We start from the raw sequence: 14,120 nt of genomic DNA, 5'->3' as shown, positions 1-14,120 counted from the left end.
TTTTGGCAGATTTAGCCCAGTTCCGCGCGTTTTAACCGCAGCTGATAGTGGTAATGGCTGCGGCTGAGCAGGTAGTCCGCATTGACGCTTGGGCTCCAGGAATCGTCGCCGCCGACCCCCATATGGAAGCCGTCCAGGTTGAGCCAGGTACCGGCTTCCGGCTGCAACAGGTGTTGGTGGCTACAGTCCATCAGCTGACGCAGGCCGTAGCGGCTGAGTGAAAAGTGGAACTGCCCGTCGACGTGCCAGTCGCCGTACTGCAACTGGCGGGTGTCGCAGCGCAGGCCGTTTTCGCCGGGGAAGATGTACGGCGTGTGCAGTTCTTCCAGCGGTCGTTGCCAGCGCCCGAATTGCGCGGCAAGGCGACGGTCCGGATAGTTTTCATGCGGCCCCAGGCCCAGCCATTGTGCCTGCGGATGGGGGTCCGCCAGTTGGCAGGTCAGGCCGATACGCGCCGGTGGCGGCAAGCTGGCGGCGATTGCGACGTCAACGCTGACGCTGACCGCGCCCTGGCTGTCGAACAACCACTGTTTGCGGCTGCATAACAGCGTTTCCCCATCTACCCCGAACCGGTGCTCGCTCACCACCCTTACGCCGTCGCTCAGCAGATCGGCCTGCAGCAGCACGCAGTGCTCTTCCAGCCGGTACATGCCGGCCAGCTTCCAGCGTTCGACCCAGGCATTGGGATCGATACGTTCCACTTCGCTGATGCCAATGTCGTTATCCAACGGCGCACGGATAAAGTTATCTTGCAGCGGCGTCAGCAGCAGCGCTTCGCCATCTTGCCACCATTGGCTCAGGAGGCCATTTTCGCGGGTAAACTGCCAGCGTTGCTCGCCATGGCTGATCTCAATCGTCCGGTCATTCTGGCTCAGCTGTGGGGCAACGCCTTTCGTTGCTGGCGGCGCCAAATACAGCGTGCGCGGTACCGGCCATTGATCCCAGGCGCAGCGATGGTTGGCTTCGGACCAGTCGGTGGCCTTGGGCTGTACCACCGCGACATTCAGCCACAGCTCGCCGGGCTGATGAAGTATCGGCAAGCGGTCTAGCAGGTGGAAGCTGGCGCTGCCCTGCGGCGGTAGCGCGAGGTCAAAGCTGCCGCTGGCGCGTTCTACGCCGTCCAGCTCCAGCCGCCAGTCCAGCCGTTCGTTATCGCTATGGCGGAACAGATACTCGCTGCTGACGGTCAACGTCAGCGTTGTGGCATCGAAGGCAAACTGGAAAAATTGCTGGGCGCGTTGCGCCTCGAACAGCGCCGGATGTGGCGTGCGATCGGGGAACACCAGACCGTTAAGGCAGAATTGCCGATCGTTAGGCGTGTCGCCGAAGTCGCCGCCGTAGGCCCAGTATTCATCTCCGTTGTCATCGCGGCGGGTGAGTGCCTGATCGACCCAGTCCCAGACGAAGCCACCTTGCAGGCGCGGATACTGGCGGAAGGCCTGCCAATAACGGTCAAAACCGCCGAAGCTGTTGCCCATCGCGTGAGCGTATTCGCACAGGATCAGCGGCCGCTGTTCATCCGGCAGGCCGATCCACTTCTTGATCGACCACTTGGGCACGGCAGGGAACGGCTGATCCTGATCCACCCGGGCGTACATCGGGCAGATAATGTCGGTCGCGGCGCTGTTGGCGCCGCCGCCTTCATACTGCACCGGGCGAGTAGGGTCCTGGCTTTTCACCCAGCGATAAAGCGCGTCGTGGTTGCAGCCGTGGCCGGATTCGTTGCCCAGAGACCAGATAATAATGCAGGGGTGGTTGCGATCCCGCTGCACCATGCGCGTCACGCGCTCGCTCATCGCCGGTAGCCACAGCGGATCGTCGGAAAGCCGGTTCATCGGCTGCATGCCGTGGGTTTCAATATTGGCTTCGTCGACCACGTACAGCCCATAGCGGTCGCACAACCGGTACCACAGCGGGTGATTGGGGTAGTGCGAGCAGCGCACCGCATTGAAGTTGTGCTGTTTCATCAACAGAATGTCGTGGCGCATCGTGGCTTCATCCATCACCTGGCCGTGCTGCGGATGATGTTCATGCCGGTTGGTGCCGCGGATCAGCAGCGGCTGGCCGTTCAGCTTCAGCAACCCGTTGCTGATGTCGATCTGACGGAAGCCAACGTCATAGGCTTCCACCTCAATAATTTCCCCGTCTGGTGCCAACAGTGCCAGCGTGGCCCGGTACAGCGTTGGGGTTTCAGCGCTCCATAGCGCAGGCTGTTCCACCGGCAGACGCAGCGTTGTGCGGTCATCATAGGCACCGCGCTCGTCGATAATTTCGCTGCCGAGCGCCTGGATTTTTTCGCCAATCAGCTGGCCATCGCGCCACAGCTGCAGTTGCACCCGGTGCTGTGTCGGCCGATTGACGTGCGCTTCCACCACCAGTTCACCACGGCGGAAGCCGTCGTAAAGCGGGGTTGTGATGCGAATATCGCTCAGGTGGGCGGCGGGTTTATGCAGCAGGCTGACGTCGCGGAAAATCCCGCTCATGCGCCACATATCCTGATCTTCCAGATAGCTGCCATCGCACCAGCGCAGCACCATTACCGCCAGTCGGTTCTCACCGGCCTGTAGCCAGGGACTGAGGTCAAATTCGGCGGGCAGACGGCTGTCTTGCGAATAGCCGACCCAATGGCCGTTGCACCACAGGTAAAACGCCGAGTTGACGCCGTCAAAGATAATGCGCGTCTGCCCCTCGGCCAGCCAGGCGGGATCGACGGTAAACTGGCGGGAATAGCAACCGGTCGGGTTTTCTTCCGGGACCAGCGGCGGGTTAACCGGGATCGGGTAGCGGACGTTGGTGTAGATCGGCGCGTCATAACCGGCAAGTTGCCAGTTGGACGGCACCGCCAGCCGGTCGGCATCGGGCAGGTCCTGCCGCAGCCAGGCTTCGGGCACCGCCTGCGGGCTGTGGTAATAGCTGAACTGCCAGTCGCCGTTTAACGTTTTCTGGCTGCTGCTGGGGCTGTCGTCAAGCGCCGCATTCAGATCGCGCCAGCTCGCAAAAGGTGGATGCGCAGCCAGCCGCTGATAATGGGTGCAGGCCGGATTTTGCCAGTCCCGGCGGGCAATAAGGTCTTTCAGGGAAGGAGAGGGCAGAGCACTCATCGGCGATCGTCCTGTCGGCAGAGTAGAGGGGCATCATGCCGAATAAGATGCTGAGGAGAACCCAAAAAGTAAAGCGGTTACATTCAAGCTTGCAGGGGCGATCAAATAACCGCTTATTCTGGCTGAGCAGGCCGGTAAATCCGCTGCGGACGGCCTACCTTGCCGTAAATGATTTCGGCGCGCAGCTGCTGGGCGGCGGTACAAAACTCCAGATAACGGCGTGCCGTGGTGCGGCTTAACCCCATCTGTTGCGCAACGCTTTCAGCGGTGTGGCTGGCCGAGGGCTGTTCGAACAGGCCGCGTATTTTAACCAGCGTCAGCTCATCGATGCCTGCCGGCAATGTCGCCATAGGCTCGCCGCGGGCGTAGGTATTGAACATCTGATCAATGCGGCGCTGGTTAAGGTGTGCCTTATCCTTCAGCGCCTGGTGCCGCTGGCTGAAGCGCAATAGCGTGTGGGCCAGCCGATCATAGGCCAGCGGTTTGATCAGGTAATCGAACACCCCGTAGCGCAGGGCTTCGGCCACGGTGTCCATGTCGCTGGCGGCGGTGATAAAGACGATACCGCCGGCATAACCGCTCAGCGTCAGTTCGCGCAGCAGCTCAATGCCCTGGCCGTCGGGCAGGAAGTTATCCAGCAGGATCAGATCCGGCTTGAAGCGCTCGACCATGGTACGGGCCTGCGCCAGGGTACCCGCCAACCAGATTTGTCGGCAGCCGCCGTTTTGCCGGATAAATTCCGCGTGCATTTCTGCCAGCGGCGTTTCGTCTTCGACGATCAGTATATTCAGCCATTCCATAGTGAATCCCGTCTCCCCGTCGTCTTGCAGATTGCGATCAATATGCTACGAAAATGTAAGTTAATTGCCGCGTAAAATAAAGATTATCTCAATAATAAACACCATAAAAATAATTAAGTAAATAAAGAACATTAAATAACTTATTAACCGAAAGGGGTTTGTGAAATAGGTCAATAATTCGCTATTTTTTTCTGTTTACCATTGTTTCATTAAGTGTCCTTGGCGGATTTATCTCCATGGTTTTTAAGGTTTTAATTCCTGTAATAAATGTTAATTGACACTCTTTTTTGTATTTATTTTGTTATTTAATAGTTAACCCAGAGAGCGTGTTATGTTGGGCGACACCCTATTTAATCGAGTCAAAAGGTCCGATCATAAAAGTATCGCGCAGATTAATGCTTTCCTGCGCAGTAACGATCTGAATATTGACACCACGGTTGAAATATTTATTACCGTGACGCAAAACGATAAGTTGGTCGCCTGCGGCGGCATTGCCGACAATATTATCAAGTGCGTCGCCATCAGCCCGCAAATGCGCGGCGAAGGTTTGGGGCTGACGTTGGCAACGGAGCTGGTGAATCTGGCTTATGAACGCCATCACACCCAGCTGTTTATCTACACCAAAATCCAAAATGAGCCGCTGTTCCAGCAATGCGGTTTCTACCCCATCGCCCGGGTGCCGGGCATCGTGGTGCTGATGGAAAACAGCCCGTGCCGGCTGAAACGCTATGCCGCTCAGTTAGCGAGCCAGCGCCGGCCGGGCACCACCATCGGCAGTATCGTGATGAACGCCAACCCCTTTACCCGCGGCCACCAATACCTGGTGCGCCAGGCCGCTGCGCAATGCGACTGGCTGCACCTGTTTTTGGTCAAGGAAAATACTTCGCGCTTCAGCTATGAAGATCGGCGGCGGCTGGTGCTGGCGGGCACCGCAGACATTCCTAACCTGACGGTGCATGAAGGGTCGCAATACGTCATTTCACGCGCCACCTTCCCTTGTTACTTCATTAAAGATCAAGGTATTGCCGACGACTGCTACACCGAAATCGATCTGAAGATCTTCCGTCAGTATCTGGCGCCCGCGTTGGGCATTACCCACCGCTTCGTCGGCAACGAGCCTTTCTGCGCGGTCACCGCCAAGTACAACCGCGATATGCGTTATTGGCTGGAAACCCCGGCGCTACCCAGTCCGCCAATCGCGCTGGTAGAAATCGAACGTTTGCAATATCAGGGCACGGCGATCTCCGCCTCCTGGGTGCGCAAGCTGCTGGCCGCCGGGGACTTTCACGCCGCCGCGCCGCTGGTGCCGCCGGACACCCTGTATTACCTGCAAGATTTGCAAACGCAGCGCCGGGCCAAGCCGGCGGCACACCCCTTTGAATCCGCACAATCAGGTGAAAGATGAAAATTATCCGAGAAGCAATGGCCGGCACGCTGGAATCCAGCGATGTCATGGTGCGCATCGCCCCCGCCGAGGGGCCGGAACACGATCTGCTGATCGCCAGCAGCGTAGAGAAACAGTTCGGCGAAGCCATCCGCCAAACGTTGCTGGAGGTGCTGCAACGTTATCAGGTGGAGCCGGTGCAGGTGATGGTCGACGACAAAGGCGCGCTCGACTGCGTGCTGCGGGCCCGGCTGGAAACCGCGCTGATGCGCGCCAGCGACAACGGCCTACAGCCATGGGGGGCGCATCATGAAAACGCTGAATAAACACCGTCTGCGCCGCAGCATGCTGTTCGTGCCCGGTGCCAATGCGGCCATGGTGAGCAACGCCTTTATCTATCAGGCCGATGCGCTGATGTTCGATCTGGAAGACTCGGTGATCCTGCGCGAAAAAGACGCCGCGCGGCGGTTGGTGTATCACGCGTTGCAACACCCGCTGTATCAGGAAGTGGAAACCATTGTGCGCGTCAACGCGCTGGATTCCGCCTACGGGCTGGCGGATCTGCAGGCGGTAGTGCGCGGCGGGGCGGACATCGTGCGCCTGCCGAAAACCGACAGCGCGCAGGACGTGGTGGATATGGATCGCGAAATTGCCGCCATCGAAGCCGACTGCGGGCGTCCGGTGGGCAGTACCGGCCTGCTGGCGGCGATTGAGTCGGCGGCGGGGATCACCCAGGCGGTCGCCATCGCCCATGCCTCACCGCGATTGATCGGCATCGCGCTCGGCGCGGAAGACTACGTGCGCAACCTGCGTACCGAACGTTCGCCGGAGGGCATTGAGCTGCTGTTTGCGCGTTGCTCGATATTACAGGCGGCGCGTGCCGCGGGCATTCAGGCGTTCGACACCGTGTATTCCGATGCCAATAACGAAACCGGCTTCCTGCAGGAAGCGGCGCTGATCAAACAGCTCGGTTTCGACGGCAAATCCCTGATTAACCCACGGCAAATTGAACTGCTGCACAACCTGTATGCGCCAACCGCCAAGGAAGTGGCTCACGCCCAGCGGGTGGTGGATGCCGCGGCGGCGGCGGAGCAGGAAGGGCGCGGGGTAGTGTCGCTCAACGGCAAGATGGTCGACAGCCCGGTGATTGAACGCGCGCGGCTGGTATTGCAACGCGCAGCGCTTTCCGGCATCCGCGAAGCGTCGGTTCAGCACGGAGAGGAAGCATAATGAAACGCCAACAACGACTGATGACCCTGAACAACCTGGCGGACCTGCGCTGCTATCAGGATGCCTCCAAGGCCAACCTGCAGGCGCGCAAGCCGCGCGATATCAAACGCTGCGACACGCTGGAACAGGCGGTACGCCGCAGCGGTTTGCAGGACGGAATGACCATCTCTTTCCACCATGCGTTTCGCGGCGGCGATCTGGCGCTGAATCAGGTGATGGAAACGCTGGCGGCGATGGGGTTCCGCAACCTGACGCTGGCCTCCAGCTCGCTGAGCGAATGCCATGCGCCGCTGGTCGGCCATATCCGCAACGGGGTGGTGAGCCGCATTTACACCTCCGGCCTGCGTGGCCCGCTGGCGGATGCCATCTCACGCGGCCTGCTGGCCGAACCGGTACAAATTCACTCCCACGGCGGCCGCGTCAACCTGATCGAGTCCGGTGAACTGGCGATAGACGTCGCTTTCCTCGGGGTTCCGGCCTGCGACGAATTTGGCAATGCCAACGGCTACAGCGGCGAAGCCTGCTGCGGTTCGCTGGGCTACGCCAAAGTGGATGCCGATACCGCAGGCACCGTGGTGTTGCTGACCGAAGCGATCCTGCCTTATCCACATCATCCGGCCAGCCTGGCGCAGGATCGGGTCGATCTGATTGTTCAACTCGAGCGAGTGGGGGACGCCGACAAGATCGGTGCCGACGCCACCCGCATGACTTCTAACCCGCGTGAATTACTGATTGCCCGCCGCGCTGCCGAAGTGATTGCCGGTTCCGGCTTCTTTACCGAAGGATTCTCGCTGCAAACCGGCACCGGCGGGGCTTCGTTGGCGGTGACGCGTTTTCTGGAAGACAAAATGCGCGCGCGTGGCGTTCGCGCCGGTTTCGCCCTCGGCGGCATTACCTCAACCATGGTGGATCTGCATGAAAAAGGGCTGATTGCTCGCCTGCTGGACGTGCAGAGTTTTGACCGCGCGGCGGCGATGTCGTTGGCGCGCAATCCCAACCACATTGAAATCAGCGCCAATCAGTATGCCAACTTCAGTTCGAAGGGCGCTTCGGTCGACCGGCTTGACGTGGTGGTGCTAAGCGCGCTGGAGATCGATACCGGCTTCAACGTCAACGTGCTGACCGGTTCCGACGGCGTGCTGCGCGGGGCTTCTGGCGGTCACTGCGACACCGCCGCGGCGGCACGGTTGGCGATCATCGTCGCACCGCTGGTGCGCGGGCGCATTCCAACGCTGGTCGAGCAGGTGACCACCTGCGTCACGCCGGGCTCCAGCATCGACATTTTGGTTACCGATCACGGTATTGCTGTTAACCCGGCGCGGCCGGAGTTGGCGCAGCGGCTGCAAGAGGCCGGGCTGCCGGTGGTTGGCATCGACTGGCTGCGCCAGCGTGCGCTGTTGCTGACCGGCGAACCGCAGCCGATCGCCTTCACCGACAAAGTGGTGGCGGTCGTGCGTTATCGCGACGGTTCGGTGATCGACGTGGTGCATCAGGTGGCGGAGTAACGTGATGACCTGCGTCCCTCCTGAACTGGCCGCCAACCGCACCGTTAGCCTGCCGGAACTGCTGACCAGCCGCGAGTGCCGCCAGGCACGGCAGCAGGCGTGGCAGGCTCAGCACGCTTCCACGCTGCTGGTGCTGACGCTGGTGGTGCCCGGTGCGGTAAAAGACAGTGCCCTGACCCGCAACATCTTCAACCTCGGCTGGCAGGCACTGCAGCAAATGGGGCATGAGCAAAACTGGCACTGCCTACAGGCGGAAGCGCTGGCGCTTTCCACCGGTTGTGAAGGGTTTATGGCGCTGCAGGCCGATGCCCAACGGGTGAAAGACTGCGCCATGCAGTTGGAGGTTCAGCAGCCGATAGGTCGGCTGTGGGATATCGACGTGCTGGATCCCGAGGGCCGTATTTTATCGCGCCGCGATCTGGGGCTGGCGGAGCGCCGCTGCCTGCTGTGCAGCCAGCCGGCCAAAATCTGCGCCCGTCAGCGGCGACACAGCAGCGAACAGCTGCTGCAGGAAATGGAAAGGATGCTCAATGATGCGCTCTCAACCCGTTGAACTCGCCCGGTGTAGCCCATCGGCGCCGGTCAGTGGCTTTGCCCATGCCGCCTACCGCGCCCTGTTGGTCGAGGTGAACCTGACGCCCAAACCGGGGCTGGTGGATCGCCACAACAACGGTGCCCACCGGGACATGAACATCGGCCATTTTTACCGCAGCGCCCGCGCCATCGGCATCTGGTTGCCGCGCTTTGTCCGTCAGGGGCAGGAAGACGCCCGTTGCCCGGCAGCCGAGCAGTTGGTCAGGCTGCGTCCGCTGGGGCTGGCCTGCGAAAACCACATGTTCCAGGCCACCGGTGGCGTCAACACCCATAAAGGCAGCGTATTTTCCCTCGGCCTGTTTTGTACCGCTTTCGGCCGCCTGTCCCAGAGGCCACAGCCTATTGACGCCGCCACGCTGTGCGCCGAAGTGGCGTCGATGTGTCGTGGGCTGGTGGCGCGCGAGCTGCAACAGCGCAATGCGTTGCAGACCGCCGGCCAAAGGCTGTTTGCCCAACACGGCCTGAGCGGCGCGCGCGGCGAGGCAGAGTCCGGCTTCGAGCGGGTGATTAACGGTGCGCTGCCGCTGTACCTGCAACGGTTGAACGCCGGGTGCGATGAGCAAACGGCGCTGATGGACAGCCTGCTGTGGCTAATGGCCAACAACGATGACACCAACGTCGCCTCACGCGGCGGTCTCGAAGGCCTGCGCTGGTTGCAGCGGCGTGCCGGCGAACTGCTGGCGCAGGGGGGAGCCCAGGGCGAGCAGGGCATAGCAAGCCTGCGGCAGTTCGACGCCGAGTGCATTCACCGCAATCTCAGCCCAGGTGGCAGTGCCGATCTGTTGATCGTCACCTGGCTGCTGGCGCAATTACCGAATTCCACTAAGCCCGCCGCCTTTCAAGCCACAACTTGGAATCCCTAGGGTATAGCTAAAAAAATAACCCGTCTTCAGGAGAAACTTATGTCCGAAACCAAGGAAAAAATCTGGAAAGCGCTGGCGCCGCTGTTGGTGCTGGCGATCCTGCTCTGGATACCCACGCCCGACGGCATGCCGCCGCAGGCCTGGCGCTACTTCGCCATTTTTGTGGCGATGATTGTCGGCATGATCCTGGAGCCGATCCCGGCGACGGCGATCAGCTTTATCGCCGTGACCCTCAGCGTGCTGAGCGCCAACTGGGTGTTGTTCGGGGCGCAGGAATTAGCGGAGCCGGGCTTCAAGGCCGGTAAAGAGGCGCTGAAATGGGGGCTGGCCGGATTCTCCAGCACCACCGTCTGGCTGGTGTTCGGCGCATTTATCTTTGCGCTCGGCTACGAAGCCACCGGGCTGGGGCGACGCATTGCGCTGTTTTTGGTGAAGTTTATGGGCAAGCGTACCCTGACGCTCGGTTATGCGGTGGTGATCATCGATATCCTGCTGGCGCCTTTTACTCCGTCCAACACCGCCCGTACCGGCGGCACCGTGTTCCCGGTGGTGAAAAACCTGCCGCCGCTGTTTGATTCCTTCCCCAACGATCCCTCCTCACGGCGCATCGGCGGTTACCTGATGTGGATGATGGTGGTCGGGACCAGCATCAGCTCCTCGATGTTCGTCACCGGCGCCGCGCCTAACGTGCTGGGCATCGAGTTCGTCAGCAAAATCGCCGGCGTGCATATCAGCTGGATGCAGTGGTTCCTGGCCTTCCTGCCGGTCGGTCTGCTGCTGCTGGTGATTGCGCCGTTGATTTCCTATTACCTGTACAAACCGGGCGTTACGCACAGCAGCGAAGTCGCTTCCTGGGCCAATAGCGCGCTGGGGGAAATGGGCAAGCTGACGCGCAAGGAGTACACGCTGATTGGCCTGGTGCTGCTCAGCCTGTGTCTGTGGGTGTTTGGCGGCAAGATATTGGATGCCACCACGGTCTGTTTGTTGGCGGTATCGCTGATGCTGGCCTTGCACGTAGTGTCGTGGAAGGACATCACCAAATACTCCAGCGCCTGGAACACCTTGGTGAACCTGGCGACGCTGGTGGTGATGGCCAACGGCCTGACGCGCTCCGGTTTTATCGACTGGTTCGCGCTGACCATGAGCACCCATCTGGACGGATTCTCGCCGGATATGACGGTCGTGGCGCTGGTCCTGGTGTTCTACTTCGCTCACTACCTGTTCGCCAGCCTGTCGGCGCACACGGCAACCCTGCTGCCGGTGATCCTTGCCGTCGGTAAAGGCCTGCCGGGCGTGCCTATGGAGCAGCTGTCGATGCTGCTGGTGCTGTCGATCGGCATCATGGGCGTGCTGACGCCGTACGCCACCGGTCCTGGGGTTATCATCTACGGCTGTGGCTACGTGAAGTCGAAAGACTACTGGCGGATGGGCGGTATTCTGGGCGTGGTGTACATCGCCGCGCTGTTGTTGATCGGCTGGCCGATCATGCGTTTGTGGATGTGATTTTCTAAATTATCAGCGGCCCTCGGCGAAGGGCTGCTGAGCAGACCTTTCCCTGTGATGCTCATCACACACTTTCGGCGTTAACCTCTCCATGATAGCGAAGCAATAGCTAACACATTAAAAATAATCACAATCCTGGAGCCTCTGCGGATGAAAAGAAAAACTTTATTGCTGTGCTTGCCGTTATTTATGACCGGGACTGCCTTGGCGGAAACCAACGACTATCAATTGGATCAGGTGCTGGTGATGAGCCGCCATAACCTGCGTGCGCCGCTGGCCAACAACGGCAGCGTATTGGCGCAGTCCACGCCCAAAGCCTGGCCAGCCTGGGACACGCCGGGTGGCCTGCTGACCACCAAGGGCGGGGTGCTGGAAGTGTATATGGGCCACTACTTCAATGCGTGGCTCAAGCAAACCGGAGTATTGCCGCAGGAAGGCTGCCCGACCGCCGGCAGCGTTTACGTCTATGCCAACAGTTTGCAACGCACGGTGGCGACCGCGCAGTTCTTTACCAACGGTGCTTTCCCCGGTTGTGACGTCAGCGTGCATCATCAGGACAAAATGGGGGAGATGGATCCCACCTTCAACCCGATCATCACTGACAACAGCGAACCTTTCAATCAGCAGGCACTGGGGGCAATGAACGCCGAACTGGCCTCGTTGAAGCTGGACGCCTCCTACAAGCAATTAGAAAAAATCATCGATTACAAAGATTCCAGCGCCTGTAAAACCGACAAGCACTGCGATCTGACCAAAGAAGCCAGCAAAATGAGCGCAGTGCCGGGCAAAGAGCCGGGTGTGGCCGGGCCGCTGCGGGTAGGGAACTCGCTGGTGGACGCCTTTATGCTGCAATATTACGAAGGCTTCCCGATGAAGGACGTGGCCTGGGGCAAAATCACCACGCCACAGCAGTGGAAACAGCTGGCGCAGCTGAAGGACGGCTATCAGGATTCGCTGTTTACCTCGCCGGTGGTGGCGCAAAACGTGGCCAAACCGCTGCTGACGTATATCAACGGCGCATTGATTGGCGAACGCAAGCCGGATTCGCCGAAGGTAACGGTGCTGGTGGGTCACGACTCCAACATTGCCTCCCTGCTGTCGGCGATGGAGTTCAAGCCGTACCAACTGCCGCATCAATATGAGAAAACGCCGATTGGCGGCAAGCTGGTGTTCCAGCGCTGGCACGATAAGAAAAACGATCGCGATTTGCTGAAAATCGAGTACGTGTATCAATCCACCGACCAGTTGCGCAATGCCACTCCGCTGACGCTGAAAACCCCGCCACAGCGCGTTACGATGGCGTTAAAAGGCTGCCCAATCGATAAGCAGGGCTACTGCGCCTGGAGCGACTTCGAAAAAACCATGAAAGGGATTCTGTAATCCTGTCGTGCCTCTCCTTCGGTAACGGGGGAGAGGAATAATCATTGTTGCTCAGGAGCTCGGCGTCTAAAATTAGCGTTCTGCACACCCAATATGGACAACCCGTGTTCTCTTCTTTTATTCCCACCTTTGAACGGTTGAACCTGGACGATTACCCGGGGCAGGTTGCCCGTTGCCGCTTTTCTGTGGCGCACTACCAGGATGATTGTTTCGCTGCCATTGGCATGACGCTCCCCGAACATCTGGCGCGTGCGGTGCCAAAGCGGCGGGCGGAATATCTGGCCGGGCGTTATCTGGCGCGGACCTTGTTGGCACCGCTGGGTTTTGCGGATTTCACGCTGTTGCGCGGCGAAGACCGGGCACCGCAGTGGCCGCCGGGTATCGCCGGTGCGCTCAGCCACAATGCGGGCACAGCGCTTTGCGCGGTGCATCCGGAACCCGGGTTGGGCGGCGTGGGGCTGGACGTTGAAACGCTCATTCCCGCCGCGCGTGCGGAGGAGCTGCAGCGAGCGATCGTTAGCGAGGCGGAATCTGCCCAACTGCACGCTCATTCACAGCCATTTAACCACCTGCTGACCTTGGCCTTTTCCGCCAAAGAGAGCCTGTTCAAAGCGCTATATCCGCAGGTGCGCTGCTATTTTGACTTTCTCGACGCACGCCTGGTCACGCTGGATACGCAACGACAGACGTTCGAATTGGAACTGCTCAAAACCCTTACGCCGCAGTGCCATGCAGGTCGCCGTTTCTGCGGCCGTTACTGGCAACAAGGTGACGATGTCACAACTTTTATTTATTTATAAATCAATAAAATAAAGCCAAGAATTCGGCGTTGCACTGTCACATTTTCCGGTGGATTCGCCTGCGGCGCAGCAGGTGGCTGGCCCCTTCCGACACCAACAGCAGCACCGCCAGCCAGATAGGAATATAGGTCAGCCATTCATCCCGGCCGATACTCTCGCCAAGCAGCAAGGCCACCACCACCAACAGCACCGGCTCCACATAGCTCAGCAGGCCGAACAGGCTGAACGGCAGCAGACGGCTGGCCAGGATATAGCACACCAGCGCAGCGGCGCTGATCACCCCCAACAGCGGGATTTGCCAATAAAGTGCCGGGCTGATGCTCAACGCCGCCAGTGGCCCGTTGCCCCCGAAAGCGAACCAGGCGGCGACCGGCAGCATCAGCGTTAGCTCACACCACAAGCCACCCAGGTTGTCGGTGCCGAAACGGCGACGCAGGATAAAGTACACCGGGTAGCCCAGCGCCACCAGCAAGGTGGTCCAGGACACGCCGCCGACCTGATACAACTCGTTGCCGACGCCGATAATGGCGCAGCTGACCGCCAGTTTTTGCAGCAGCGAAAGGCGATCGCGGAAGATCAGGCGTCCTGCCAGCACCATGGTCAGCGGCAGCAGGAAATAGCCGAGCGATACCTCCAACGCCTTGCCGTGCAGCGGTGCCCAGAGAAACAGCCAGAGCTGAACCCCCAGCAGCGCCGAACTCAGCGGCAGAAACAGCAGGCGGCGCGGCCGCTGTTTTATCCAACTCAAGGTCTCGCTGACCTTGCGCCAGTCGGCGGAAAGCACCATAAACAGCGTCAAAAACGGCACCGTCAGCAGAGTACGCCAGCCAAAGACTTGCTCGCCGTCAAGCGGGGTCAGGGTAGAGGTGTAGTAATACATCACGCCGAACAATACCGAGGCGATGACGGAAAGAACGATCCCTTTAATCACATGCGATCCTGAAAAGTTATTGATTTTAT

General features: G+C 59.8%; 12 protein-coding genes. 9 read left to right on the top strand and 3 right to left on the bottom strand.

Annotated features, from left to right (window positions below):
• Window positions 1–11: 11 nt before the first annotated feature.
• Both M2407_RS09915 and dpiA read right to left on the bottom strand, forming a co-directional pair.
• Window positions 12–3,101: a beta-galactosidase gene (locus M2407_RS09915; RefSeq protein WP_259217847.1), complete on the bottom strand. Its 3,090-nt coding sequence runs from the start codon at window positions 3,099–3,101 to the stop codon at window positions 12–14.
• A gap of 113 nt (window positions 3,102–3,214) precedes the next feature.
• Window positions 3,215–3,901, bottom strand: coding sequence for a two-component response regulator DpiA (gene dpiA / locus M2407_RS09910; protein WP_046373127.1), 687 nt, complete (start codon window positions 3,899–3,901; stop codon window positions 3,215–3,217).
• 331 nt (window positions 3,902–4,232) lie between these two features.
• Between dpiA and citC the strand changes: the two genes are divergently transcribed.
• The 9 genes from citC (at window position 4,233) to M2407_RS09865 (ending at window position 13,160) form a co-directional block, all read left to right on the top strand.
• The gene (gene citC / locus M2407_RS09905; RefSeq protein WP_259217844.1) at window positions 4,233–5,306 is read left to right on the top strand and encodes a [citrate (pro-3S)-lyase] ligase; all 1,074 of its coding nucleotides are present in this window, start codon (window positions 4,233–4,235) and stop codon (window positions 5,304–5,306) included.
• Complete coding sequence (citD, locus tag M2407_RS09900; protein WP_142814851.1) at window positions 5,303–5,611, top strand: citrate lyase acyl carrier protein; 309 nt, start codon at window positions 5,303–5,305, stop codon at window positions 5,609–5,611. The genes citC and citD overlap by 4 nt, the downstream gene beginning before the upstream one ends.
• The gene (gene citE, locus M2407_RS09895; protein WP_020827712.1) at window positions 5,595–6,515 is read left to right on the top strand and encodes a citrate (pro-3S)-lyase subunit beta; all 921 of its coding nucleotides are present in this window, start codon (window positions 5,595–5,597) and stop codon (window positions 6,513–6,515) included. Before citD ends, citE begins: the two co-directional genes overlap by 17 nt.
• On the top strand, window positions 6,515–8,020 hold the full coding sequence (gene citF, locus M2407_RS09890) for a citrate lyase subunit alpha (protein ID WP_044552441.1): 1,506 nt from the start codon (window positions 6,515–6,517) through the stop codon (window positions 8,018–8,020). Before citE ends, citF begins: the two co-directional genes overlap by 1 nt.
• A gap of 4 nt (window positions 8,021–8,024) precedes the next feature.
• A complete protein-coding gene (gene citX, locus M2407_RS09885) occupies window positions 8,025–8,573 on the top strand; it encodes a citrate lyase holo-[acyl-carrier protein] synthase (protein WP_128865662.1) in 549 nt (182 codons plus the stop codon).
• On the top strand, window positions 8,554–9,477 hold the full coding sequence (gene citG, locus M2407_RS09880; protein WP_409049650.1) for a triphosphoribosyl-dephospho-CoA synthase CitG: 924 nt from the start codon (window positions 8,554–8,556) through the stop codon (window positions 9,475–9,477). The genes citX and citG overlap by 20 nt, the downstream gene beginning before the upstream one ends.
• Before the next feature lie 39 nt (window positions 9,478–9,516).
• Window positions 9,517–10,980: an anion permease gene (locus M2407_RS09875; protein WP_020827708.1), complete on the top strand. Its 1,464-nt coding sequence runs from the start codon at window positions 9,517–9,519 to the stop codon at window positions 10,978–10,980.
• 150 nt (window positions 10,981–11,130) lie between these two features.
• The gene (gene agp, locus M2407_RS09870) at window positions 11,131–12,360 is read left to right on the top strand and encodes a bifunctional glucose-1-phosphatase/inositol phosphatase (protein ID WP_122079840.1); all 1,230 of its coding nucleotides are present in this window, start codon (window positions 11,131–11,133) and stop codon (window positions 12,358–12,360) included.
• A gap of 104 nt (window positions 12,361–12,464) precedes the next feature.
• Complete coding sequence (locus tag M2407_RS09865) at window positions 12,465–13,160, top strand: 4'-phosphopantetheinyl transferase (RefSeq protein WP_201896222.1); 696 nt, start codon at window positions 12,465–12,467, stop codon at window positions 13,158–13,160.
• 37 nt (window positions 13,161–13,197) lie between these two features.
• Here M2407_RS09865 and rarD read toward each other — a convergent pair whose 3' ends face one another.
• Window positions 13,198–14,091, bottom strand: a complete 894-nt coding sequence (gene rarD, locus M2407_RS09860) for an EamA family transporter RarD (RefSeq protein ID WP_122079838.1) — start codon at window positions 14,089–14,091, stop codon at window positions 13,198–13,200.
• Between the last annotated feature and the right edge of the window lie 29 nt (window positions 14,092–14,120).

Origin of the sequence: Serratia sp. BIGb0234, assembly GCF_024809915.1 — a bacterium.
GTDB lineage: Bacteria > Pseudomonadota > Gammaproteobacteria > Enterobacterales > Enterobacteriaceae > Serratia > Serratia liquefaciens.
The sequence above is the reverse complement of the archived record's forward strand: the minus strand, read 5'-3'. Positions and strand labels throughout refer to the sequence as shown.